This window comes from uncultured Jannaschia sp. (genome assembly GCF_947494025.1).
Lineage (GTDB): Bacteria > Pseudomonadota > Alphaproteobacteria > Rhodobacterales > Rhodobacteraceae > Jannaschia.
Genome location: NZ_CANLTQ010000006.1, coordinates 16861 through 37461 on the forward strand (window position 1 = coordinate 16861; position 20601 = coordinate 37461).

The 20601-nt window shown below is 70.1% G+C and carries 23 protein-coding genes; 11 read left to right on the plus strand and 12 right to left on the minus strand.

The annotated features are described in order from the left end of the window. Positions 1–21 precede the first annotated feature (21 nt). The 5 genes from Q1B08_RS10320 to Q1B08_RS10340 all read right to left on the minus strand — a co-directional run bounded on the left by Q1B08_RS10320 (position 22) and on the right by Q1B08_RS10340 (position 4412). Entirely contained in the window at positions 22–384 is a 363-nt protein-coding gene (locus tag Q1B08_RS10320) for a hypothetical protein (RefSeq protein WP_299817906.1), read from the minus strand. Positions 385–651: 267 nt separating this feature from the next. Next, positions 652–1209, minus strand: coding sequence for a hypothetical protein (locus tag Q1B08_RS10325; protein ID WP_299817909.1), 558 nt, complete (start codon positions 1207–1209; stop codon positions 652–654). A 51-nt stretch (positions 1210–1260) separates the two neighbouring features. Next, the gene (locus Q1B08_RS10330) at positions 1261–2523 is read right to left on the minus strand and encodes a folylpolyglutamate synthase/dihydrofolate synthase family protein (RefSeq protein ID WP_299817913.1); all 1263 of its coding nucleotides are present in this window, start codon (positions 2521–2523) and stop codon (positions 1261–1263) included. Then, positions 2520–3455, minus strand: a complete 936-nt coding sequence (gene accD / locus Q1B08_RS10335; protein ID WP_299817916.1) for an acetyl-CoA carboxylase, carboxyltransferase subunit beta — start codon at positions 3453–3455, stop codon at positions 2520–2522. The genes Q1B08_RS10330 and accD overlap by 4 nt, the downstream gene beginning before the upstream one ends. A gap of 66 nt (positions 3456–3521) precedes the next feature. Next, positions 3522–4412, minus strand: a complete 891-nt coding sequence (locus Q1B08_RS10340) for a type II CAAX endopeptidase family protein (protein ID WP_299817919.1) — start codon at positions 4410–4412, stop codon at positions 3522–3524. Between the two features lie 137 nt (positions 4413–4549). Between Q1B08_RS10340 and Q1B08_RS10345 the strand changes: the two genes are divergently transcribed. The 5 genes from Q1B08_RS10345 to Q1B08_RS10365 all read left to right on the plus strand — a co-directional run bounded on the left by Q1B08_RS10345 (position 4550) and on the right by Q1B08_RS10365 (position 9325). Then, a complete protein-coding gene (locus Q1B08_RS10345) occupies positions 4550–5197 on the plus strand; it encodes a VPLPA-CTERM sorting domain-containing protein (protein ID WP_299817922.1) in 648 nt (215 codons plus the stop codon). A 111-nt stretch (positions 5198–5308) separates the two neighbouring features. Next, positions 5309–7072 carry a dihydroxy-acid dehydratase gene (ilvD, locus tag Q1B08_RS10350; protein ID WP_299818322.1) on the plus strand — a complete coding sequence of 588 codons (1764 nt, stop codon included), beginning with the start codon at positions 5309–5311 and terminating at the stop codon, positions 7070–7072. Positions 7073–7083: 11 nt separating this feature from the next. Further along, positions 7084–7851, plus strand: coding sequence for a DUF6478 family protein (locus Q1B08_RS10355; RefSeq protein WP_299817925.1), 768 nt, complete (start codon positions 7084–7086; stop codon positions 7849–7851). 4 nt (positions 7852–7855) lie between these two features. After that, positions 7856–8212 carry a hypothetical protein gene (locus Q1B08_RS10360; protein WP_299817928.1) on the plus strand — a complete coding sequence of 119 codons (357 nt, stop codon included), beginning with the start codon at positions 7856–7858 and terminating at the stop codon, positions 8210–8212. A gap of 207 nt (positions 8213–8419) precedes the next feature. Beyond that, the gene (locus Q1B08_RS10365; RefSeq protein ID WP_299817931.1) at positions 8420–9325 is read left to right on the plus strand and encodes a LysR family transcriptional regulator; all 906 of its coding nucleotides are present in this window, start codon (positions 8420–8422) and stop codon (positions 9323–9325) included. Between the two features lie 3 nt (positions 9326–9328). Here the strand turns inward: Q1B08_RS10365 and Q1B08_RS10370 are convergent, their stop codons facing one another. From Q1B08_RS10370 to Q1B08_RS10380, 3 genes are all read right to left on the minus strand, one after another. After that, positions 9329–10210 (minus strand): OmpA family protein, encoded by an 882-nt coding sequence (locus Q1B08_RS10370; protein WP_299817934.1) that lies wholly within the window; start codon positions 10208–10210, stop codon positions 9329–9331. Between the two features lie 121 nt (positions 10211–10331). Then, entirely contained in the window at positions 10332–11063 is a 732-nt protein-coding gene (locus Q1B08_RS10375) for a GNAT family N-acetyltransferase (protein WP_299817937.1), read from the minus strand. Beyond that, a complete protein-coding gene (locus Q1B08_RS10380; RefSeq protein WP_299818324.1) occupies positions 11060–11791 on the minus strand; it encodes a molybdopterin-binding protein in 732 nt (243 codons plus the stop codon). Before Q1B08_RS10380 ends, Q1B08_RS10375 begins: the two co-directional genes overlap by 4 nt. A gap of 148 nt (positions 11792–11939) precedes the next feature. On the opposite strand from Q1B08_RS10380, the gene map reads away from it, so the two are divergent. Together map and radC are read left to right on the plus strand one after the other, a co-directional pair. Further along, positions 11940–12773, plus strand: a complete 834-nt coding sequence (gene map / locus Q1B08_RS10385) for a type I methionyl aminopeptidase (protein WP_299817940.1) — start codon at positions 11940–11942, stop codon at positions 12771–12773. 35 nt (positions 12774–12808) lie between these two features. Further along, positions 12809–13555: a DNA repair protein RadC gene (gene radC, locus Q1B08_RS10390; RefSeq protein WP_299817943.1), complete on the plus strand. Its 747-nt coding sequence runs from the start codon at positions 12809–12811 to the stop codon at positions 13553–13555. 109 nt (positions 13556–13664) lie between these two features. Here radC and Q1B08_RS10395 read toward each other — a convergent pair whose 3' ends face one another. The 4 genes from Q1B08_RS10395 to Q1B08_RS10410 are packed head-to-tail and all read right to left on the minus strand — an operon-like array spanning position 13665 to position 16946. Beyond that, positions 13665–14588, minus strand: a complete 924-nt coding sequence (locus Q1B08_RS10395; RefSeq protein WP_299817946.1) for a Gfo/Idh/MocA family oxidoreductase — start codon at positions 14586–14588, stop codon at positions 13665–13667. Continuing rightward, positions 14585–15214: an HAD family phosphatase gene (locus tag Q1B08_RS10400; RefSeq protein WP_299817949.1), complete on the minus strand. Its 630-nt coding sequence runs from the start codon at positions 15212–15214 to the stop codon at positions 14585–14587. The genes Q1B08_RS10395 and Q1B08_RS10400 overlap by 4 nt, the downstream gene beginning before the upstream one ends. Beyond that, the gene (gene fghA / locus Q1B08_RS10405; protein WP_299817952.1) at positions 15211–16011 is read right to left on the minus strand and encodes an S-formylglutathione hydrolase; all 801 of its coding nucleotides are present in this window, start codon (positions 16009–16011) and stop codon (positions 15211–15213) included. The genes Q1B08_RS10400 and fghA overlap by 4 nt, the downstream gene beginning before the upstream one ends. Beyond that, positions 16008–16946, minus strand: coding sequence for an AEC family transporter (locus tag Q1B08_RS10410; RefSeq protein ID WP_299817955.1), 939 nt, complete (start codon positions 16944–16946; stop codon positions 16008–16010). The genes fghA and Q1B08_RS10410 overlap by 4 nt, the downstream gene beginning before the upstream one ends. A 186-nt stretch (positions 16947–17132) precedes the next feature. On the opposite strand from Q1B08_RS10410, the gene hisD reads away from it, so the two are divergent. The 4 genes from hisD to comE are packed head-to-tail and all read left to right on the plus strand — an operon-like array spanning position 17133 to position 20550. Beyond that, positions 17133–18440 carry a histidinol dehydrogenase gene (gene hisD, locus Q1B08_RS10415; protein WP_299817958.1) on the plus strand — a complete coding sequence of 436 codons (1308 nt, stop codon included), beginning with the start codon at positions 17133–17135 and terminating at the stop codon, positions 18438–18440. A gap of 39 nt (positions 18441–18479) precedes the next feature. After that, positions 18480–19463 carry an alcohol dehydrogenase catalytic domain-containing protein gene (locus Q1B08_RS10420; protein WP_299817961.1) on the plus strand — a complete coding sequence of 328 codons (984 nt, stop codon included), beginning with the start codon at positions 18480–18482 and terminating at the stop codon, positions 19461–19463. 35 nt (positions 19464–19498) lie between these two features. Then, entirely contained in the window at positions 19499–19996 is a 498-nt protein-coding gene (locus Q1B08_RS10425; RefSeq protein ID WP_299817964.1) for a sulfopyruvate decarboxylase subunit alpha, read from the plus strand. Further along, complete coding sequence (comE, locus tag Q1B08_RS10430) at positions 19996–20550, plus strand: sulfopyruvate decarboxylase subunit beta (protein ID WP_299817967.1); 555 nt, start codon at positions 19996–19998, stop codon at positions 20548–20550. Before Q1B08_RS10425 ends, comE begins: the two co-directional genes overlap by 1 nt. The last annotated feature ends 51 nt before the right edge of the window (positions 20551–20601 follow it).

Consider the following 20601-nt stretch of genomic DNA (forward strand, 5'->3'; position numbering starts at 1 on the left):
GGATAACTGGGACGCGAGGATTCAGGCGGCCGCGACATCGAGAAGCGCGTGGGCGGCATGCGGGAGGTCGCCGTGGACCGTGACGTCCCGCACGGCGTCGCGCCCGCGGATCAGACCCGCCTTGCGCCGCCGCCCGCGCCGTTCGTCGTAATCGAACGTGAGGAGGGGGGCGAAGGTGGCGCGGCCCCGGCGGGGTGCCCGGTGGATCGTCGCGCCGGCGTTGATGGCGGAAATCCCGGCCCGATCCCGGACCGGGGTCAACAGGCGCAACGTGTCGTAGACATGCCACTCGCTTTCGTAGCCGAGGAGGCTTCGAGCGTGCAGGTTGTTCCTGCCGAACCTTTCATCGGTCCAGAGGAACACGCGGGCGTTGAGCATCCCCATCCAGTCTGCGGGCGTCAGGTCGTCGTCGAGGATGCCGGCGAGCGTTCGTTCGGAGAGCGGTCGGTTGTCCGTGATCCACGCGGCCCGGCCGCCGGGGAGCCGTATCGAAAGGCGGTCCGGACGGCGCGTGTCGGGAGGGAAGGTCGAGGCCGCCGAGCGCGGCGAGCTCCTGTGCGGGCAGGAGACCGTGGGCGCGGATGCCGGGTAGCGAGTCCACGAAGGCCAGACGGAAGAGCCGGGGATGGCGCGCCGCGAAGACCTCCGGCGTCATCCGGTGCGGCGGGGCCGGGGCAGGGCCGACATCGGCACGGGGCCGCACGGATCCTCGACGCTGGCCGAGATGGCGAGCGGGGTGTCGGGCGGCACGCCGCTCTCGTCGATGAAGGTTCCGTCGACGCAGACGTCCTGCGCGCGGTTTCCGCCGTTGAAGCCGAAGCCGGGCGTGCCGCAATCGGTGGCGGTCCCGTCCGCGTTCCACTGCTGGTAGCTGTTGTCCTCCACGTAGCCGCCCATGCGGAAGGCGAGGGCGTCGGCGTCGAAGCGCAGCATCCAGGACGTCTCGGGCGTCGCGTCCTCCGCCGACCAGCGGCCGAGATAGGCGTCGTCGCGCCAGCCGGTGATGATGAAGGCGGTCACGTCGCGCTCGGTCACGAGGCCGCGCATGTTGTCGGGATAGGCGATCACGCCCTCGATCCTGTAGTCCGCCTCGCCCTGCCAGCAAAAACCGTAGGTGACGGCCTGCGCCGGGGCGGCGAAAACGAGTCCGCCGGCGAGGGCGAGGGCCGCCCGTCGCCGCGGGCCGTCGGTTCGCGTCATCCGGGTCATGCGAAATCCCATGTGCTTCACCGTCGAAACTGCCTGGCGGGGCACGCGGATTCAACCGTTGCTGCGCAGGACATGGCCGGCGAGATAGAGCGAGCCGCAGATCAGGATCCGCGCCTCCGGCGCCGTCACGGCGATCCGCTCCACGGCGACGTCAACGGAACTGGCCTCTGCGGCGCGCATCCCGGCGGCGCGGGCGGCGGCCACGGTCTGCGCCGCGCTGAGCGTGTTGGCCTCGCCGGGGATGGAGACGGCGTGGAGCTGTTCCACCAGGGGCGCGAGCGGGCGCATGTAGCCCGTCGCGTCCTTGGTGTTGAGCATCCCGCAGACAAGGTGCAGCGGCCGCGCGGGCAGGCGGGCGAGCGCCTCCGCCAGGGCGGCCCCGGCGGCGGGGTTGTGGCCGCCGTCGAGCCAGATGTCGGCGGGGGCCGCCCGGACGAGCGGACCGGTCCGGAGCCGTTGCAGGCGCGCGGGCCATTCGGCGCGGGTCATCGCGGCCTCGGCCCCCCGTGCGCGGCCGAGCGCGCGCAGGGCGGCGACGGCCATGCCGGCATTGGCGACCTGATGCGCGCCGATGAGGCGGGGCAGGGGCAGGTCCATCAGCCCGGTCTCGTCCTGAAAGACGAGACGGCCGTCCTCCTCCGCGACATGCCAATGCTGGCCGTGGATCAGAAGCGGCGCGTTCAGGCGGGCGGCGCGGTATTCGATGACCTCGAGCGCGGCCTCGTCCTGCGGGCCGACGATGCAGGGCACGCCGGGCTTCAGGATGCCGGCCTTCTCGGCGGCGATCCGGGGGAGCGTGTCGCCGAGGAACGCCTCGTGGTCCATCGAGACCGGCGCGATCACCGTGAGCCGCGGGTTGACCACGTTGGTCGCGTCGAGCCGCCCGCCGAGGCCCACCTCGAGAAGCGTCCAGTCGGCGGGGGCGCGCGCGAAGGCCAGGATCGCGGCGCAGGTGGTGATCTCGAAATAGGTGATCGGATCGGCGCCGTTCGCCGTCTCGCATTCCTCGAGCAGTCGCGTGAGGTCGGCCTCGCCGATCAACGATCCGGCGACGCGGATGCGCTCGTGGAAGCGCGCGAGGTGGGGGGAGGTATAGGCATGGCAGGTCTCGCCCGCGCCCTCCAGCCCGGCGCGGATCATCGCGAGGGTCGAGCCCTTGCCGTTCGTGCCGGCGATGTGGATCACCGGCGGCAGGCGCGTTTCCGGGTGGTCGAGCGTGGCGAGGAGCCGGTGGACGCGGTCGAGGACGAGGTCGATGACCTTCGGATGAAGCGACATCAACCGGTCCAGGACGACGTCCGAACCGGTGGTCACTCGGCCGGCTCCGCCCGCGGATCGGGTTCGGGCAGGATCGGCTCGACCGGCGCGGGCGCCGGAAGGTCGCCGCGGACCGCCGGCGTCTGCCCGGTCAGCATGCGCACGATGGTGGCGAGTTCGTCGCGATGCTGGCCCCGCGGCGTGACCCGGTCCAGCATGCCGTGGTCGAGCAGATACTCGGCACGCTGGAACCCTTCGGGCAGCGTTTCCCGGATGGTCTGCTCGATGACGCGGGGGCCGGCGAAGCAGATGAGCGCGCCCGGCTCCGCGATCTGGATATCGCCCAGCATCGCGTAGGACGCGGTCACGCCGCCCGTCGTCGGATGCGTCAGAACCACGATATAGGGCAGCCCCGCCTCGCGCAGCATCTCCACCGCGATGGTGGCGCGGGGCATCTGCATCAGGCTCAGGATGCCCTCCTGCATCCGCGCGCCGCCAGCGGCGGAGAACAGGATCAGCGGGCGCTTCGCCTGCACCGCGCGCTCGGCGGCGGCGATGATGGCGTTGCCGACATACATCCCCATGGAGCCGGCCATGAAGCCGAAATCCTGCGCGGCGACGACGACCGGGGTGCGGTGGATCTCGCCTTCGGCCACCAGCATTGCCTCGTGCTCGCCGCTCTGCTTCTGCGCGGCGCGGACGCGGTCGGGGTAGCGCTTCTGGTCGCGGAACTTGAGCGGGTCCTCCACGGGGGCGGGCACCTTCACCTCGGTGAAGACGCCCCCGTCGAAGAGCGCGGCAAAGCGGTCCCGCGGCGGGATGTGCATGTGGTGACCGCAATTGGTGCAGACGTTCAGGTTGTCCTTGAGCTCGCGATGGAACAGCATCGTTCCACACTCGTCGCACTTCGTCCAAAGGTTCTCCGGCACCTCGCGGCGGGAGAACAGCGAGTTGATCTTCGGGCGAACGTAGTTCGAGATCCAGTTCATCGGTGGCTCCGCATGGTCGGCACCGAAATAGACAGAGGGACGGCCGAATGCAATTCGCGCCGACCGTCAGCCCCGCGCGGCCCCGCCGTCCCGCGCCAGCCACAGCCGGATGGAGAGCCAGACGATCACCGTCACCAGCATGTCGTGGAGGATCATCGGCGGCAGGGTCGCCATGTCGTCCGCGCCGAACGGGGTCCGCCAGAGCGCGAGTCCCGACAGCGACCCTTCCAGCGCGAGGATCAGGATCGCGGAGGCGTTGTTGACGAAATGCACCCCCCAGGCCGCCCCGATCCCGCCGGTCACGCGCGTCAGGTCGGCGGCGACGAGGCCGAACAGCACCGCCGCCGCGACGATCCAGGGCGTGTTGGCGCCCGCGGTGGCGGGATCGTAGTGCAATCCCCCGAAGACGAGGGCCGGCACCAGCATCCAGACGAGCGGGCTGCTGAACCGCGCGGCGAGCTGCGGCTGGAGATAGCCGCGGAACACGAGCTCTTCCGCGCCCGTCTGGAGCAGGATGCCCGCGAGCGCGGGGGCGAGGTAGAGAAGGAAGGTGCCGGCGGGCGTTTGCCGCACCGCGTCGAACGGGGCAGGCAGCAGCAGCGTCGCGAGGAAGACGAGCGCGGTGATCGTCGCGGCGAGGGCGAAGGTGGCGGCGGGGCGGGCACCGAACAGCGTGGCCGGCGCAGCACGATGAAACCAGCGGACGACGAGGAGCGGGCCTGTGAACATGCCTGCGAAGCTGCCAAGCAGGACGAGGACGGACTCGGGCGTATCCCCAAAGAAGAACCGGGCGGGCGAGCCGCCGTCCGGTCCGGCCGCGACCGCGAGGCCCGCGATCAGAGCCGCAACCGTCAGGGCGTAGACCGCCAGAATCAGCACCAGCCCGACCGCCAGCCGCCACAGCGCCGGGTGCGCGCGGGCCGGCGCCACGAAGCGCGCGAAGTCATGGGTCCACATTAACCTGACCTTTCGGAACATTGTCTCCCGGATCGCGATGACGGGGCGAAGAAACACGCCCTCGTCGGATCGCTCCGGCTTGTCCAGACCCACCGGGGAAAGGCTACAGTTCGAGTGTTCTTTTAAAGGATTTGATCATGACGAACATTCTTGAAACCGTTTCCGGGGGGGCCGTCGCCCTCGTCCTGACGATGGCCGCCGCGCAGGCCGCGACCGTCAGCCTGGAGCGCGACTACGGCACGGGCGCCGGCAAGGTGGATCCGGGCGGCAACGACGCGCTCAGGACCGACGCGGTCATGATCAGCGACCAGAGCGACTCGCGCTTCTCCGACGTCTTCGACCTGACGTCGCTGGCCGATCGGACGATCGAGAGCTTCGACCTGACCCTGACCTTCGCCAAGGCAGGGCCGGAAAAAATCTTCAACTTCGCTACCGAGGCGTGGTTCGTCCGCGTGCAGGGAAGCGACCGGTCCGCCGGCGCGGTGAGCGACGACTTCATCGCTATGCTCGACGACGCGCAGTCGCCGATGACGTTCCGGATCGACGCGCAGTCCGACGCGAACAATCAAGACGACGCCTTCGCCAGCTCCGTCGCGAACGGCGCGTTCGAGTTCTGGTTCACGGACGAAGGCTTCCTCCCGAACACGTTCGCCCTCGACTCCGCGCGGCTGGACGTGACCGTCGCCGACGAGATCTCGCCTGTGCCGCTTCCGGCGACGCTGCCGCTGCTGCTGGCCGGCTTCGGCGGCTTCGCGGCCCTGCGCCGCCGGACGCGCGCCGCCTGACCCCGGGGCCGGGACCGGATCGCCCGGCGGGTGCCGGGCGATCCCGCCGCGCTTGTCACGCTGCGTCCGCTGGCCTATCCGAAGGGCCGACAGACGCAGGAGACGACCGGGATGCCGACGAACCGTCCGGACAAGAGCAAGCTGCCCAGCCGCCACGTGACCGAAGGGCCGGCCCGCGCGCCGCATCGCAGCTACTTCTACGCGATGGACCTGACCGAGGCGGAGATCGCGCAGCCCTTCGTCGGCGTCGCGACCTGCTGGAACGAGGCGGCGCCCTGCAACATCGCGCTGAACTGGCAGGCGCAGTCGGTGAAGACGGGCGTGAAGGCCGCGCATGGCACCCCGCGCGAGTTCACCACGATCACCGTCACCGACGGGATCGCCATGGGCCACGAAGGGATGCGCTCCTCGCTCGCCTCCCGCGAGGCGATCGCCGACACGGTGGAGCTGACGATGCGCGGGCATTGCTACGACGCGATCGTGGGCCTTGCCGGGTGCGACAAGTCGCTGCCGGGCATGATGATGGCGATGGTGCGGCTCAACACGCCGTCGGTCTTCATGTATGGCGGCTCGATCCTGCCCGGCAAGGTGCCGGAGGGCGCCGACGTGCCGGCGGATTTCGCGTCCCGCGATCTGACCGTGCAGGACATGTTCGAGGCCGTGGGCCGCTATCAGGCGGGCGACGTCTCGGACGCGCAGCTCGCCGTGCTGGAACGCGTGGCCTGCCCCTCGGCCGGGGCCTGCGGCGGACAATTCACTGCGAACACGATGGCCTGCGTCTCCGAGGCGATCGGGCTCGCGCTGTTCAATTCCTCGGGCATGCCCGCCCCCTACGAGAGCCGGACGCAATACGGCGAGGCGTCGGGCCGCGCGGTGATGAACCTGATCGAGCGGAACATCCGCGCGCGCGACGTCGTGACCCGGCACTCGCTCGAGAACGCGGCGCGCGTCGTGGCCTGCACCGGCGGGTCCACCAATGCGGGCCTGCACCTGCCCGCGATCGCGCATGAGGCTGGGATCGACTTCGACCTGGGCGACGTCTGCGACATCTTCCGCGAGACGCCCTATTTCGTCGATCTGAAGCCCGGCGGGCAATACGTGGCCAAGGATCTCTACGAGGCCGGGGGCGTGCCCGTCGTAATGAAGGAGCTGCGTCGCGCGGGCCTTATCCACGAGGATTGCATGACCGCCTCGGGCCGTTCCATGGGCGAGGAACTCGACCGCACCGAGGGCGGGCCGGACCGCAAGGTGATCTACCCGGTCGACGCGCCGATCTCGAAGACCGGCGGCGTGGTCGGGCTGAAGGGCAACCTTGCCCCCGACGGGGCCATCGTGAAGGTTGCGGGCATGAAGGCCGAGGAGCAGGTCTTCTCCGGTCCCGCCCGCGTCTTCGAATGCGAGGAGGACGCCTTTGCCGCCGTGAAGGCGCGCGACTACGAGGAGGGCGAGGTCATCGTCATCCGCAACGAGGGGCCGGCCGGCGGCCCGGGCATGCGCGAGATGCTGGCGACCACCGCCGCGCTTTCGGGACAGGGCATGGGCAAGAAGCTCGCGCTCATCACCGACGGGCGCTTCTCGGGGGCCACGCGCGGCTTCTGCGTGGGCCATGTCGGACCCGAGGCGGCGCAGGGCGGGCCGATTGCGCTGGTCCAAAACGGCGACATGATCACGCTCGACGCGCTGAAGGGCACGATCTCCGTCGACGTCCCCGACGAGGAGATGGACCGGCGCCGGCAGGCCTGGAGCGGTCCGCGCGAGACGATCTACGCCTCCGGCGCGCTGTGGAAATACGCGCAGCTTGTCGGTGCCGCCCGGCTCGGCGCCTGTACCCATCCGGGCGCCAAGGCGGAATCTCACGTCTACATGGACCTTTAAGGCCCGCGCGGATGATGCCCCGCCTGCGCGACGCCTTGCGGTCGCGCCGCGCCCGGCGGCGATGGCGACGCGCGGCGACGGAGGCCGAAACGGCGCAGGCCGCGACGCTGGCCCGCGTCCTGCCCGCCGCGCGGGAAATGGCGGCGACCGCGCGGGAGCTCGTCCAGACGGCGGAGGCGCGGCTGCACGACCACGCCGCCGTTCGCGATGCCGCGACGGTCACGGCCGAGTGGGAATGGCGGCCCGCACCCTGGTCTGCGCCGATACGCCCGGGCGCGGTCGCCGGCGCGCGGGACGGAACGTCCCTGGCCGCGGGCGTCACCCTGTTCCACGATTGCCCGTTGTCCGAGATCACGCTGCGGCAGGCGCGGAACGTCGACGGCCGGTCGGGCGCGCCCTACGCGCTTTCGCTCGACGTGCTGGGCTTCGAGGGGTCCTTCCTGTCGCTCGCGATGGATCTGCCGGGGGACGCGGGACGCGCGCTGCGGTCGGGCCATCTGGTCGAGGTGTCGGCCCGCATCGCGCTGGAGCGCGCCGCGACAATCTATGCGCGCCTGAACCTGCGGCACGGTCCGAACGTGGAGCAGCTCCTCAGTGCACTTTCGGGGGGTGATCGTCCGGCGGGCGAGATGGGCGGGGCCTTCGACCTCGGGTTGCAGGAGATCAATCCGGCAAAGATGGAGGCGGCCTGGCTCGACCTGATCCTCGATGATCCCGGGATGAACGCCCTCCGGATCGACGACCTGGTGCTCACGCGCCGGTCCCGCGCGGATCTCTGAACCGATGGCGTGGGTCCTGCACCGCCTTTCCGTCACGGACGGAACCTATCGCGGCCTCCTGACCGGGTCAGGCGCGCCACCCTCGCTCGAACTGGCGATGGATGACCGCGTGCTGGGACCGGTCGTGGTCGCGCCGGCGGAGGCGGGATGGGAGGTCACGGGGGTGATCGGAACCGCGCCGCTGACGATCGGCACCCATACGATCGCCGTCCGCATCGCCGGGGGCGACATCCTCGACAGCGTCACCATCGTCACCGGATTGGGGGCGCCCGAGGATCTGCGCGCCGAGCTGGGTGCCCTCCGGGCGGAGCTGGCGGTGCTGAAGGCGGCGTTCCGGCGGCACGTGACGCGGGGCGGTTGAGCCCGGCGAATGGGGCAGCGCCGGGTCCGAAGCTTGTTTGGACCCCGTCCGCACCTTATCTTATCAAAGGGTTAAAAGAGACAATCCGTTGTTTCCTGCCCCGCTTTGATCCCGAAACGATCCCGGGATTGACCGGCGCGGGGCACGGTTGCGCCGCATTTCGGCGACACCTTGCCGGCCAATCGGAACGGATCGAAGGGTCGCGCCATGGATCGCCTGTCGGAAATGGAAGCCTTCGCCATGGTGGTGGACCAGGGCGGGTTCACGGATGCCGCCCGAAAGCTCGGCATCTCCAAATCCGCGGTGTCCAAGCACGTCTCCTCGCTGGAGACCCGTCTCGGCGCGCGTCTTCTCAACCGCACGACGCGCCGCGTCTCGCCCACGGAGATCGGGCTGGCCTATTACGACCGCGCCCGGCGCGTCCTCAACGATGCGGGGGAGGCGGATGCCCTGGTGACTTCCATGCAATCGGCCCCCTCGGGGACCCTCCGCGTGTCGGTCGCGACCGATTTCGGCGTCAACCACATCTCGCCGATCCTGGGCACGTTCCTGAACGAATATCCCGACATCACCGTCAACATAGTGCTCAACAACCGGCACGTGGAGCTGATCTCCGAAGGGTTCGATCTGGCCGTGCGGATCGGTGAGCTGGAGGATTCGACCCTGCGGGTCCGGAAGCTCGCCGAGACCGAGAAGCAGATGATCGTCTCGCCGGCCTATCTGGAGAAATACGGGCGACCCACCCGGATCGACGACCTGAACGAGCACAAGCTGCTGCATTATTCGAACCAGGCCAACGGCTCCGTGTGGAAGCTGACCGCGCCCTCGGGCGAGACGCGGCATGTCCGCTCGGCCGGGTGGCTGACGGTGAATGACGGGCAGTCGCTGCTGAACGCCGCGCTGGGAGGGCTGGGGATCGCGTTCCTGCCGGACTTCCTCTACGCCGATGCGTTGCGGGAGGGCCGTCTGGTCCCCGCGATCGAGACCCTCGCGCCCGAGACGCTGGGCATCTACGCGGTCTATCCGCCGGGCCGCTACACGCAGCCCAAGGTGCGCGCCTTCATCGACTTCCTCGTGGAGAGCTTCCGCGACAAGGGGCCCGGCCGCTGGTGAGCGTCACGGAACGGAGGTGATCACCGCCTCCACCCGCCGGTTCGCGCGGCGCCCCGCCTCGGTGTCGTTCGGGGCGACCGGGGTGAAGTAGCCCGCGCCGTAGGTCTCCACGCGTTCGCCGGCCACGCCGTAGCGCCCCGTCAACAGATCCCGCGCGCTTTCCGCGCGGCGGCGCGACAGGGCCATGTTGGCGGCCGCCGGGCCCTGCGCGTCGGTATGTCCGACGAGCGCCACATTCGTCTCCGGACGGGCCTCCAGATACGCGGCGAGTTCGGCAAGCGAGGCGTAGTCCCCGTCTTCGAGCGCTGTGGAGCCGGTCGCGAAAACGAGGTCGTCCAGCACCGCGCGCCCCGTCGCGTCGAGCGCGGCGGCAATGTCCGCGACCTGCGGGACCGGGTCGGCGGCGGGCGGTTTCTCGGGCGGCGGCGGCGGCGGTGGGGCATCCGCCGGGGTCACGGTGGTGACCTGGATGTAGCCTTCGGCGCCGGACGGGCTTGCCACGATCGTCGTCCAGGCATCGTCCTTCCGCGCGGCGAGATAGCGGTAAGCGGCGAGATCCACGAACATCGCCGGGGCCGGGGCGATGTCGAGCTCGAAGCGGAACTCGAACCCGCCGCAAGTCTCCGCCCGGCAGGAAAAGACGACGTCCCACCCCTCCGCCACCAGTTGCTCGCGCAGCGGCGCCAGCAGCTGCAGGCCGGTCGCCTCGGGCGCGTCGAGCCGCCAGACCCGTTGCGTCACATTCCCTTCCGTTCGCGCGAAGGGCAGCGCATTGTCGAAGGGGCCGGTCGCCACGCGCCGGCTGCCGAGCGGGGTTGTCTGCTCGAAGGTGATCTCGCCGGGATAGGGCATGGCGAGTTGCGCCAGCCCGGCACTGGACGACATCAACAGGGCCGCGACCGCCCGGATCAACGCGCCCGGCCGGTGCAAGCGGGCGTGGCCGGGACCACGGGGGACGTGGCGCCGGCCGGTCCGCGGCCGCGCGGGGCTGCGGCGGAGAGCCCGGTCACCGGGGGCTCCAGTAGCGGGAGCCGCCCCGGCGGACGAGCCCCGCACGGGTGTAGAGCGCGACCGCCGCCGCGTTGTTCGCCTCCACCGGCAGGGCGACGAACCGGGCGCCGTTCTCCCGCGCCCAGCGGGCAGCGTGCCGTATGCCGAGGCGGCCGACACCGCGCCGACGCATCTCCGGCAGCGTGAGGACCAAGTGGCAGACGGCGATGTCCCCGTGGATGCCGACGAAGAGCGCACCGGCGGCCCGGCCGTCGAGACGGAGCAGGATCGCGGTCCTGGGCGCGGGGGCGCGGTGCGCGGGGGCGCGACGCTCAGCCGGATTGCCATGCGCGTCCCAGAGCGCGTCGCAGATCGCGAGCGGCGGCCAGTGCGGAAAGCCGCTCGCGGGTGTTACCTCGTCCGGTATGGCCTCCACCGGGCCTGCCATCAGATCGGACAGGCCGCTCGCCGTGTAGCCCCGCGCCGCGAGGAGGTCGGCCAGGGCGTCCTCCGCCCCATCGCGTGTGCCGAAGATCGTGCCGGGCCGCACGGCCTCGACCCCGGCGACCGCCTCCGCGTCGGCCACGGCCCCGGGGACGAGCCGCGCGGAGGTGGCGCGCCGCGTTCCCGCCCGCTCGGCGGGAAGGTCGAACGGGCCGAGACGGTCGAGGCGCGAGGGCGGCCAGGTCGCGCGGATCGCCGCCATGATGCGCGCGCTGTCGGGCAGGGCGAGGAGCGTCCCGCTCATCCGAAGAGCGCCGCCAGCCGCGCCGTCGCCGCGTCGAGCCGGTCGCGGTCCGCGCCGCGGATCACGACATTCGCCCCGTGTACGCCGTTCTGCTGGAACGGGTAGGAGCCGACGGACAGGTCGGCGAACTCCGTCGCGAGCTCGCCCAGCGGCCCGGCGATGTCGCCCTCGCCGCGCTCGATCCGCGTGTTCGTCGACAGGAGCGGCGCCCCCCCGGTCAGCGTCGGCAGGATGGAGGCGACCATCGCCTGAAACACGTTCGGAACGCCGGCCATGACGTGAACGTTGCCGAGCGTGAAGCCCGGCGCGACGGAAACCGGGTTGTCGATCAGCGTCGCGCCCTGGGGGATGCGGGCCATGCGCAGGCGCGCGGTGTTCAGCTCCCGCCCGGTCCGCTCGTAATGCGCGGCGAGCAGCGCGCGCGCGTCGTCGCGGATGTCGACGGGTGCGCCGAAGGCCGCGCCGATCGCGTCGGCGGTGATGTCGTCGTGGGTCGGCCCGATGCCGCCCGAGGTGAAGACGTGATCCCACGCGGCGCGCAGCGCGTTCACCGCCGCGGCGATGGCCGCGTGGTCGTCGGAAACGATGCGGACCTCCCGCAGGTCGATCCCCGACTCGGTCAGCCGCCCGGCAAGATGGTGCATGTTGGCGTCGCGCGTGCGGCCCGACAGGATCTCGTCGCCGATCACCAGCATCGCGGCGGTCGGATTGGGCCTGGTCCGGGTCATCGCGCGCTCCTCGTCCTCGGCATGGGTATAGGTCGACCGGAGGGGCTTCGCCATAGCAGGCGCGTCCGCCGGCAGGGGGGGCGCGGCCCCGCCTATTGGATATGGAGGCCGGTTGGCCTTATATGTCGGCCAGCAAACGGAGGCGGATGTGGACGACGCACGCAGCAGGCTGACACGGGACGGGATCCGCATCTACGAGACGGCGGATTTCGCCGGCATGCACGCGGCCGGGCGTCTGGCGGCGGAGCTCTTGGACCGGATCGCGGAGCATGTCGTGCCGGGCGCCACGACCGGCGGGCTCGACCGGCTCATCACCGACTGGGTCGCGGAGGCCGGCGCCGCCTCCGCCACGATCGGCTACAAGGGCTATGCCCACGCCTCCTGCATCAGCGTGAACCACGTCGTCTGTCACGGCATTCCGGGCAGCAAGATCCCCGGCCGGTCCAGCGACGAGCTTCGCGACGGCGACATCCTCAACATCGACATCACCGTCATCGTCGACGGCTGGTTCGGCGATTCCAGCCGGATGTACGTCGCGGGCGAGGCGAAGCCCTTCGCGCGGCGCCTGCTCGACGTGACGCACGACGCGCTGATGACGGGGATCGACGCGATCCGGCCGGGCAAGACCTTTGGCGATATCGGCCACGCGATCCAGGCCTATGCCGAGGGCAACGGCATGTCGGTCGTGCGCGACTTCTGCGGACACGGGCTTGGGCGGGTGTTCCACGCGCCGCCCAACGTGCTGCATTACGGCCGTCCGGGGACCGGGGCCGTGCTCGAGGAGGGGATGTTCTTCACCATCGAGCCGATGATCAATCTCGGCGGACCGCAGACCAAGGTCCTGTCCGACGACTGGACGGCGATCACGCGGGACAAGAAGCTTTCGGCGCAGTTCGAGCATTCGGTGGGGGTGACGGCGACGGGGGCGGAGATCTTCACGCTCTCGCCCGCGGGCCGCTTCCATCCGACCGCGGGCGATTAACCGCGCCTTAAGTCCCGCCGGCCGATCTGTCCGGCATGACCCGCCCGAAACCGGAACTCGACGAAGCGCCGCTGCCCGATCTGTTCGCGGCCGCGCCGGACGTCGTGGAACCCGACCATCGCCGCGCCCATCGCGCCCGTCTGCGACAGCGCTTCATGGAGGGCGGGGCGGCGGCGATGCCCGACTACGAGCTTCTGGAGCTGATCCTGTTCCGGGCGACCCCGCGCGGCGACGTCAAGCCGCTCGCCAAGCGGCTCCTGCGGGTTTTCGGCGACCTGAACCGCGTCATGGCGGCGCCCGTCGAACGTCTGGTGGAGGTGCATGACGCGGGGCCGTCGGTGGTGGAGCAGCTCAAGATCATGGAAGCGGTCGGGCACCGCATGGCCCGGGCCCGCGTCATCCACCGGCCGGTCCTGTCGTCCTGGGACGCGCTGCTCGACTACCTCAGGACGGCGCTATCGCATCAGGACCGGGAGCGGTTCCGGGTGCTCTATCTCGACCGCCGCAACGTGCTCATCGCCGACGAAGAGCTGGCCGAGGGGACGGTGGACCACGTGCCCGTCTATCCCCGCGAGGTGGTGAAGCGGGCGCTGGCGCTCAACGCCTCGGCGCTGATCCTCGTACACAACCATCCCTCGGGCGATCCGCGGCCGAGCGAGGCGGACATCGCCATGACCCGCGCGATCCGTGACGCTGCGGGCCTGCTCGGCATCGCGCTGCACGATCACCTCGTCATCGGAAAGGGGGCCGAGACCTCCTTCCGGTCGGAGGGGCTTCTCTAGAGCGTCCGACGATGGCCGATACATCGGTGCCTTGCGGGCGATCGCCGCCCCTAGGCGCGGTCGGGGGCTGCCCGACGTGCCGCCGGACCCTCCCGAAACTGCCCTGCTCCTATCGCTTGCCGGCCTCGCCCGCGTCCACGGCGTCGAGGATGTAACGCGCCACCATCAGGTCGAGATGCGCGCCGCCGCCGTTCTTGAAGAGCGTGATCTGGTCTTCCGTCTCCCGTCGCATCGCGTCGCCGTCGTAGTAATCGGCGCGGATGTCGCCGGGGGCGATCACGCCTTGGGCGAGCGGAATCTTCAGCTCGCCGATATGGTCCATCGTCGTGGCCCGCGCGTCGACGAAGATGTCGGCGCGGCGAAGGGCCTCGTCGTCGGCCTCGCGCATGTCGGGGCGGTAGGCGCCGATCAGGTCCACGTGCTGGCCGGGGCGCAGCCACTCGCCGCGGAGCACCGGCTCGGTCGTCATCGTGGCGCAGGTGACGATGTCGGCCTTCCGCACGGCCGCTTCGAGGTCGGACACCGCCTCGATCCCGACCGCCTCCGCGAAGGCCCGCGCCGTCGCCTCCGTCCGCGACCAGGTGGCGAAGGTCGCGTCGGGGAAGGCCGCGGAATAGGCCGCGTGCAGCGCGCGTGCGACGGTGCCGCCGCCGACGATCAGGATGCGTCCGGATTCCGGCCGGGCGAGGCGCATGGCGCCGAGCAGGCTGTCGCCCGCCGTCTTCCATTTCGTCACCAGCGCGAAATCGAGCATCGCGGCCAGCGTGCCGTCGGTGTCCGAGAAGAGCGAGACCGCGCCGCCGACCGCGGGCAGGCCGCGATCCTTGTTGCCCGGGAAGATCGTGGCCGTCTTGACCAGCGCGCCCAGCCCGTCGATCCACGCGGCTCGCGACAGCAGCGTGTCCGGATCGCGGTAGAGGAAGGTGTCGTCGATCTCCGCGCGCGGAAGCTCGTGCCCGGCGGCGATCGCCCGCGCCAGGTCGAGCCAGTCGAGCTTCGCCTCCGCCTCCGTGCCGATGAAAGGTATGCTCATGTCGCCTGCTCCTCGTTCAGTAGTCCTTCCGACACCAGCCGGCGCGCCCAGCCCTCGGCTCCCTCGAACAGGTGCGTCCGCCAGCCCATTGCATCGGCCGCAGCAATGTTCTCTGCCCGGTCGTCGGTGAAGAGGATGGCCCCGCCGGGCAGGCCGAGCCGCTCCGCCACCCGTTCGAAGATCGCGGGCGCGGGCTTGGTGACCTTCATGTGGCCCGACACGAAAAGCTCGTCGAACTCGTGGAGGAAGTCGAAGTTCTCCTGCGCGAGCGCGAAACTCTCCACCCCGAAATTGGTCAGCGCGTGGACCTTCACGCCGTTGCCTCGAAGCGCGCGGAGCAGGCGGACCGAAAGCTCGATCACCGGCGCGGCGAGTTCCAGCCAACGGTCGTGCCACATCCGGATGGCTTCTGCATGGTCTGGATAGGCCTCCGCCGTGGCATAGACCACGTCGCGGAACACCTCGCCCCCGTCGATGCGGTCGTTCATGCCGTGCAGGTCGACGGCCGCGAACATCGCGCGGCGCCGGTCCTCGCCGAACTCGCGGTCGTAGAACCGCTCCGGCTGCCATTCGATCAGCACGTTGCCGATGTCGAAGATCACGGCTTCCACGGCGGTGCCGTTCATTCGAGATGCTCTGCGTGGAAGGCCACATGCGACGCGGCGAAGGTGGAGACGAAGAAGTAGCTGTGGTCGTAGCCCTTCTGCAGCCGCACCGTCCCCTCCTTGCGTGCATCCGCGAGCGCGCCGGCGAAGGCCGCGGTGCCCAGCTTGTCGAAGAACTGGTCCGACGTGCCGGTGTCGGTCAGGACGGGGATGTCGAGCGCGCCGACAAGCAGCGTGGCGTCATGCGCCGCCGGATCGCCGGTATAGGCGGTGAGCTGCGGGATGCCCCAGTCGCTCCGGCTCGGATTGCAGATCGGCGAGAAGGCGGAGACGGAACGAAAGCGGCCGGGATGCTTCATCGCCAGCGTCAACGCGCCGTGGCCGCCCATGCTGTGCCCGGTGATCGCCTGCCGCGCCGCGTCGAGATCGAAGGCCGCGAACACCGTCTCGGGCAGGTCGGCGGTGATGTAGCGCTCCATCCGGAAGTGCTCGGCCCAGGGGCCCTCGGTCGCGTCCACGTAGAAGCCCGCGCCCTGGCCCATGTCGAAGGACTCCTCGTCGGGCACGCCCTCGCCGCGCGGCGAGGTATCGGGAAAGACGACCGCCACACCGGCCTCGGCGGCCCAGCCCTGCAGGCCCGCCTTGGTCATCGCGTTCTCGTGGGTGCAGGTCAGGCCGGACAGGTACCACAACACCGCCCCGGTCGCGTGTTGCGGCATGAACAGCCCGAAGGTCATGTCCGTTCCGGTCGCGTCGGAGGCATGCGAATAGACGCCCTGCAGTCCGCCGAAGCAGCGGTTCTCGGAAATGGTCTTCATGGGATTCCCCCGGTGAGCAGGCCGATGACGGTCGAGACGGTGACGACCGACACGGCGGTTGAGACGAGGATCGCCGCGCTGACCCGTTGCGGCGCGACGCCGTAATGCTGCGCCAGCATGTAGACGTTGCCCGCGACCGGCAATGCCGCCGCCGAAATCATCACCGTCGCCGCGAACGGATCGCCCACCGGCAAGAGGACGAGCGCGGCGAGCGCGACGGCGGCCGGGTGCAGCACGAGCTTGCAGAAGGTGAGCCACGCCGCGACCGAGATCCGCTCCGCCGACTTGCCCGCGAGCGAGGCGCCGATCGCGAAGAGCGCGCCCGGCGTGGCCGCCGCGCCGAGGATCGAGACGAACTCCTCCACCGGGGTCCAGAGCGCGCGGCCCGTCGCCGACCACACGATCCCCACCATGATCGACACGATCATCGGGTTCTTCACGAGACCCAGACCGACATTGCGGAGCGTCCGCAGCGAAACGCGCCCCTCCCGCGAGCCGGTGATGAGGATGACGATGAGCGAGGAGAACACGATGAGGTCGGTCGCCAGCACCATCAGGAGCGGTCCTGCCGACGCCGGTCCGAGCAGGATCACGAACATCGGAATGCCGAGGAACCCGGCATTGCCGATCACCGCGCATTGCGATTCCACGGCCGCTTCCGCGACCGAAAGCTTACGGAACAGGCCGGCCGCCGTCGCAAGCAGATACACGGCCGTTGTTCCGAGAAGGTAGGCCGCGATGATCCGGGGGCTGAAGATCTCGGCCAGCGTCAGGTTCGCCGCGAAGTCGAAGAGCATGGCGGAGAGCGCGAAGAAGAAGACGAACTTCGTCAGCCAGGCCGTCGCCTCCGGCGTGAAGAACCGCGTCCGCCCGGCGCCGTAGCCCAGCCCGATCAGGGCGAAGAAGGGCACGGTTTTCAGGAAGATCGCGAGCATTGCCGACGGCTAGCGGGCGCCGGCCTGCCTGTCCATACGGCCTTGCAATCCTGCGAAACGGCCCCTTAGATCGCCCTGTCCGCGACGTTGCCCGGGGCTTGGGGGGCGCGATGCGGACGGGGAGGGCGATGCCGTCACCGGTCGGATGCGACCGCCGGGGCCTTGCCGTCGCACGGGGAGCATCGATTGGCGCGGGAATATCTGAAGCGGGCCGCGAAGACGCCGCAGAGCGACGCCGTCGACGTGCGTGAGAATGTGGAGGCGATCCTCTACGCGATCGAGAATGGCGGCGATGCGGCGGCGCTCGAATATGCCGCGAAGTTCGACCGCTACGACGGCAATATCGTGCTGACCCCCGACGAGATCGACGCCGCCGCGGACCGGGTGCCGCAAAAGCTGCGGGACGATATCCGCTTCGCGCACGACAACGTCCGCCGTTTCGCCGAGGCGCAGCGGGCGACGCTCCGGGACATGGACTACGAGATCGCGCCCGGCCTCGTCGCCGGCCAGAAGGCGATCCCGGTGAACGCCGCGGGCTGCTACGCGCCGGGCGGGCGCTACAGCCATGTCGCCAGCGCCGTGATGACGGTGACGACGGCCAAGGTCGCGGGCTGCGGCTATGTCACGCTGGCCTCGCCGCCGCGGCCAGGCGCCGGCATCCACCCCGCGATCGTCTACGCCGCGCGGATCTGCGGAGCGGACACGATCCTCGCGATGGGCGGGGTGCAGGCCGTCGCGTCGATGACCTTCGGGCTGTTCGGGCTTCCGCCGGCGAACATCCTCGTCGGTCCGGGCAACCAGTTCGTGGCGGAGGCGAAGCGCATCCTGTTCGGCCGGGTCGGCATCGACATGGTGGCCGGCCCGACCGACAGCCTGATCCTCGCCGACGGGACCGCCGATCCGCATGTCGTCGCCACCGACCTCGTGAGCCAGGCCGAGCACGGCTATAACTCCCCCGTCTGGCTCGTGACCGACGACCGCGCGCTGGCGGAGGACGTGATGGACCGCGTGCCGGACCTGATCGCGGACCTGCCGGGGACGAACCGCGACAACGCCGCCGCCGCGTGGCGCGACTACGCCGAGGTGATCCTCTGCCACGAACGGGAGGCGATGGCGGCCTGCGCCGACGAATACGCGCCCGAGCATCTGACGGTGCAGGCCGCGGAGCTCGACTGGTGGCTGGACCGTCTGACCTGCTACGGCTCGCTCTTTCTCGGGGAGGAGACGACGGTGTCCTACGGGGACAAGGCCGCGGGGCCGAACCACGTCCTGCCGACAAGCCGCGCAGCGGGCTATACCGGCGGCCTGTCGGTCCACAAGTTCCTCAAGATCGTCACCTGGCAGCGGGCCACCCGCGACGGCGCCCGCGGCGTGGCGGAGGCGACGGCGCGGATCTCCCGGCTCGAGGGGATGGAGGGCCATGCCCGCGCCGCCGACGTGCGGCTGGCCAAGTATTTCCCGGGCGAGAACTTCGACCTGTCCGCGCATGACTGATCCCGGCGGAACGGGGCGTCCGCCGGCGGGGCGCCCCGCATGAAGGCGCTGGTCTGCGAGGGCGCGGAAACGCTCCGCTGGCGCGACGTGCCCGATCCGGAGCCCGGTCATGGGCAGCATCTTGTCCGCGTCGCCGCCTCGGGCATCTGCGGTTCGGACATGCATGCCTTTCTCGGCCGCGACGAGCGCCGGCCCGCGCCGCTGATCCTCGGGCACGAGGCGGCCGGGACGATCGAGGGCGGATCGCGCGACGGCGACCGCGTGACGATCAACCCGCTCGTGTCCTGCGGCATCTGCCGGGCCTGCCGGGCCGGGCGCGACAACATCTGTCCCGACCGGCGCATCATCTCCCTGCCGCCGACCGGGGGCGCCTTCGCGCAATACGTCGCCATGCGGGAGGAGAACCTCGTCACCGTGCCGGACGACGTGTCCCTCGACCGCGCCGCGCTGACGGAGCCCTTGGCCTGTGGCTGGCACGCGGTGCGGCTGGGAATGGCGGCGCTGCTGTTGCCGCCCGCCGAGGCGCGGTGCCACGTCATCGGCGGCGGCGCGATCGGCACCGGGGCAGCGCTGGCCCTGCGCGCGCAGGGCGCGACGGACATCACGCTGGGCGAGCCGAACGCGCAGCGACGCACGCGGCTCGCGGCGATCGACGGGTTCGCCACGGTCGAGCCCGGCGCGGTGACGGAGGCCGACCTGGTCGTGGACGCGGTGGGCTACGCCGCGACGCGCGAGGCGGCCTCGGCCATCTGCCGGCCGGGCGGGGCGATCCTGCATATCGGACTGGGCGAGGCCACGGGCGGCCTCGACATCCGCCGCATGACGCTGCAGGAGATCACATTCATCGGCACCTACACCTATACGGCGCAGGATTTCCGGGATACGGCATCGGCGATCTTCGACGGCCGGCTGGGCGCGCTCGACTGGATCGAGCGCCGTCCGCTCGCCGAAGGGCAGCAGGCCTTCGCCGACATCCGCGCGGGACGCGTCGCCGCACCGAAGATCATTCTCGAGCCGTGGTAATTTGCCGCGACAGTGCCAGGAGGGAGAGGGGAACCTTGAGCATCAGCAAGCAGATCGTGGACGACTTCGTCGCCAACGACATCGCGTTCGTCACCACCGTGCCGTGCAAGCAGCTCGGCGGCGTGATCGAGGAGGTCGAGGCCCGGCCGGAGATCTACCACATCCCGTCCAACAAGGAGGACGAGGGGATGGGCCTGTGCGCGGGGGCCTTCATGGGGGGCAAGCGCCCGGCCATCATCATGCAGAACACCGCCATCGGCGTGACGATCAACACGCTCGTCACCCTGACGCAGTTCTACCGCATGCCGCTGCCGATGCTGATCTCCTTCCGGGGCGAGCTGAAGGAGCCGGTCGCCTGTCAGGCGGAAATGGCGATCCACACCAAGCCGCTTCTGCAGCAGCTCGGCATCCCGACCTACCACTTTCACAAGCAGGACGACGTGCGCGAGCTGGACGCGATCCTGAAATACACGTTCATGAGCTCGAAGCCGGTCGCCATCCTGACCGACGCCACGTTCTGGGGAGGCTACTGATGATCCGCTCGGAAATCCTGCGCGAGGTCGCGCCCATTCTCCGCGACCAACTCGTCGTGTGCAATATCGGCCTGCCGAGCCAGGAACTGCACATGATCGACGACCAGCCGACGAACTTCTACATGCTGGGCACGATGGGGCTCGCCTCGTCGATCGGGCTCGGGCTTGCGCTGTCGCAGCCGAAGACCGTGGTGGTGATCGACGGCGACGGCTCGGTGCTGACCAATCTCGGCACGCTGCCCACGATCGCCAACAACGTGGCCGACAACTACATCCTGCTCATCGTCGACAACGGCTCCTACGGCTCCACCGGGGACCAGCCGACCTATGCCGGCAAGAAGACGTCGCTGACGAAGGTGGCGGAAGCCTGCGGCTGCGAGAACGTCGTCGAGTGCCGCGCGGAGGAGACGGGCGAGGTGCTGCAGAAGGCCATCGACGCCAAGCGGATGACGATCATCGTCTGCAAGTGCGAGAGCGGCAACGTGAAGGTGCCGGTCATCACCAAGGATCCGGTCGTCATCCGCGACCGCTTCATGGCCGCCGTCGCCTCCTGAGGATCTTCGTTTCCTCCGCCGCGCGATCCCGCTAGCCTGCGGACACGCGCG

Coding starts and splice junctions, on each gene's coding strand:
- Q1B08_RS10345 (WP_299817922.1), top strand. CDS start 4,550: ATGACGAACATTCTTGAAACCGTTTCCGGGGGGGCCGTCGCCCTCGTC.
- Q1B08_RS10395 (WP_299817946.1), bottom strand. CDS start 14,588: ATGAGCATACCTTTCATCGGCACGGAGGCGGAGGCGAAGCTCGACTGG.
- Q1B08_RS10375 (WP_299817937.1), bottom strand. CDS start 11,063: ATGAGCGGGACGCTCCTCGCCCTGCCCGACAGCGCGCGCATCATGGCG.
- Q1B08_RS10410 (WP_299817955.1), bottom strand. CDS start 16,946: ATGCTCGCGATCTTCCTGAAAACCGTGCCCTTCTTCGCCCTGATCGGG.
- Q1B08_RS10420 (WP_299817961.1), top strand. CDS start 18,480: ATGAAGGCGCTGGTCTGCGAGGGCGCGGAAACGCTCCGCTGGCGCGAC.
- Q1B08_RS10320 (WP_299817906.1), bottom strand. CDS start 384: ATGGGGATGCTCAACGCCCGCGTGTTCCTCTGGACCGATGAAAGGTTC.
- comE (WP_299817967.1), top strand. CDS start 19,996: ATGATCCGCTCGGAAATCCTGCGCGAGGTCGCGCCCATTCTCCGCGAC.
- ilvD (WP_299818322.1), top strand. CDS start 5,309: ATGCCGACGAACCGTCCGGACAAGAGCAAGCTGCCCAGCCGCCACGTG.
- Q1B08_RS10370 (WP_299817934.1), bottom strand. CDS start 10,210: ATGTCGTCCAGTGCCGGGCTGGCGCAACTCGCCATGCCCTATCCCGGC.
- Q1B08_RS10365 (WP_299817931.1), top strand. CDS start 8,420: ATGGATCGCCTGTCGGAAATGGAAGCCTTCGCCATGGTGGTGGACCAG.
- Q1B08_RS10325 (WP_299817909.1), bottom strand. CDS start 1,209: ATGACCCGGATGACGCGAACCGACGGCCCGCGGCGACGGGCGGCCCTC.
- Q1B08_RS10340 (WP_299817919.1), bottom strand. CDS start 4,412: ATGTGGACCCATGACTTCGCGCGCTTCGTGGCGCCGGCCCGCGCGCAC.
- fghA (WP_299817952.1), bottom strand. CDS start 16,011: ATGAAGACCATTTCCGAGAACCGCTGCTTCGGCGGACTGCAGGGCGTC.
- accD (WP_299817916.1), bottom strand. CDS start 3,455: ATGAACTGGATCTCGAACTACGTTCGCCCGAAGATCAACTCGCTGTTC.
- Q1B08_RS10380 (WP_299818324.1), bottom strand. CDS start 11,791: ATGACCCGGACCAGGCCCAATCCGACCGCCGCGATGCTGGTGATCGGC.
- radC (WP_299817943.1), top strand. CDS start 12,809: ATGACCCGCCCGAAACCGGAACTCGACGAAGCGCCGCTGCCCGATCTG.
- Q1B08_RS10355 (WP_299817925.1), top strand. CDS start 7,084: ATGATGCCCCGCCTGCGCGACGCCTTGCGGTCGCGCCGCGCCCGGCGG.
- Q1B08_RS10360 (WP_299817928.1), top strand. CDS start 7,856: ATGGCGTGGGTCCTGCACCGCCTTTCCGTCACGGACGGAACCTATCGC.
- Q1B08_RS10400 (WP_299817949.1), bottom strand. CDS start 15,214: ATGAACGGCACCGCCGTGGAAGCCGTGATCTTCGACATCGGCAACGTG.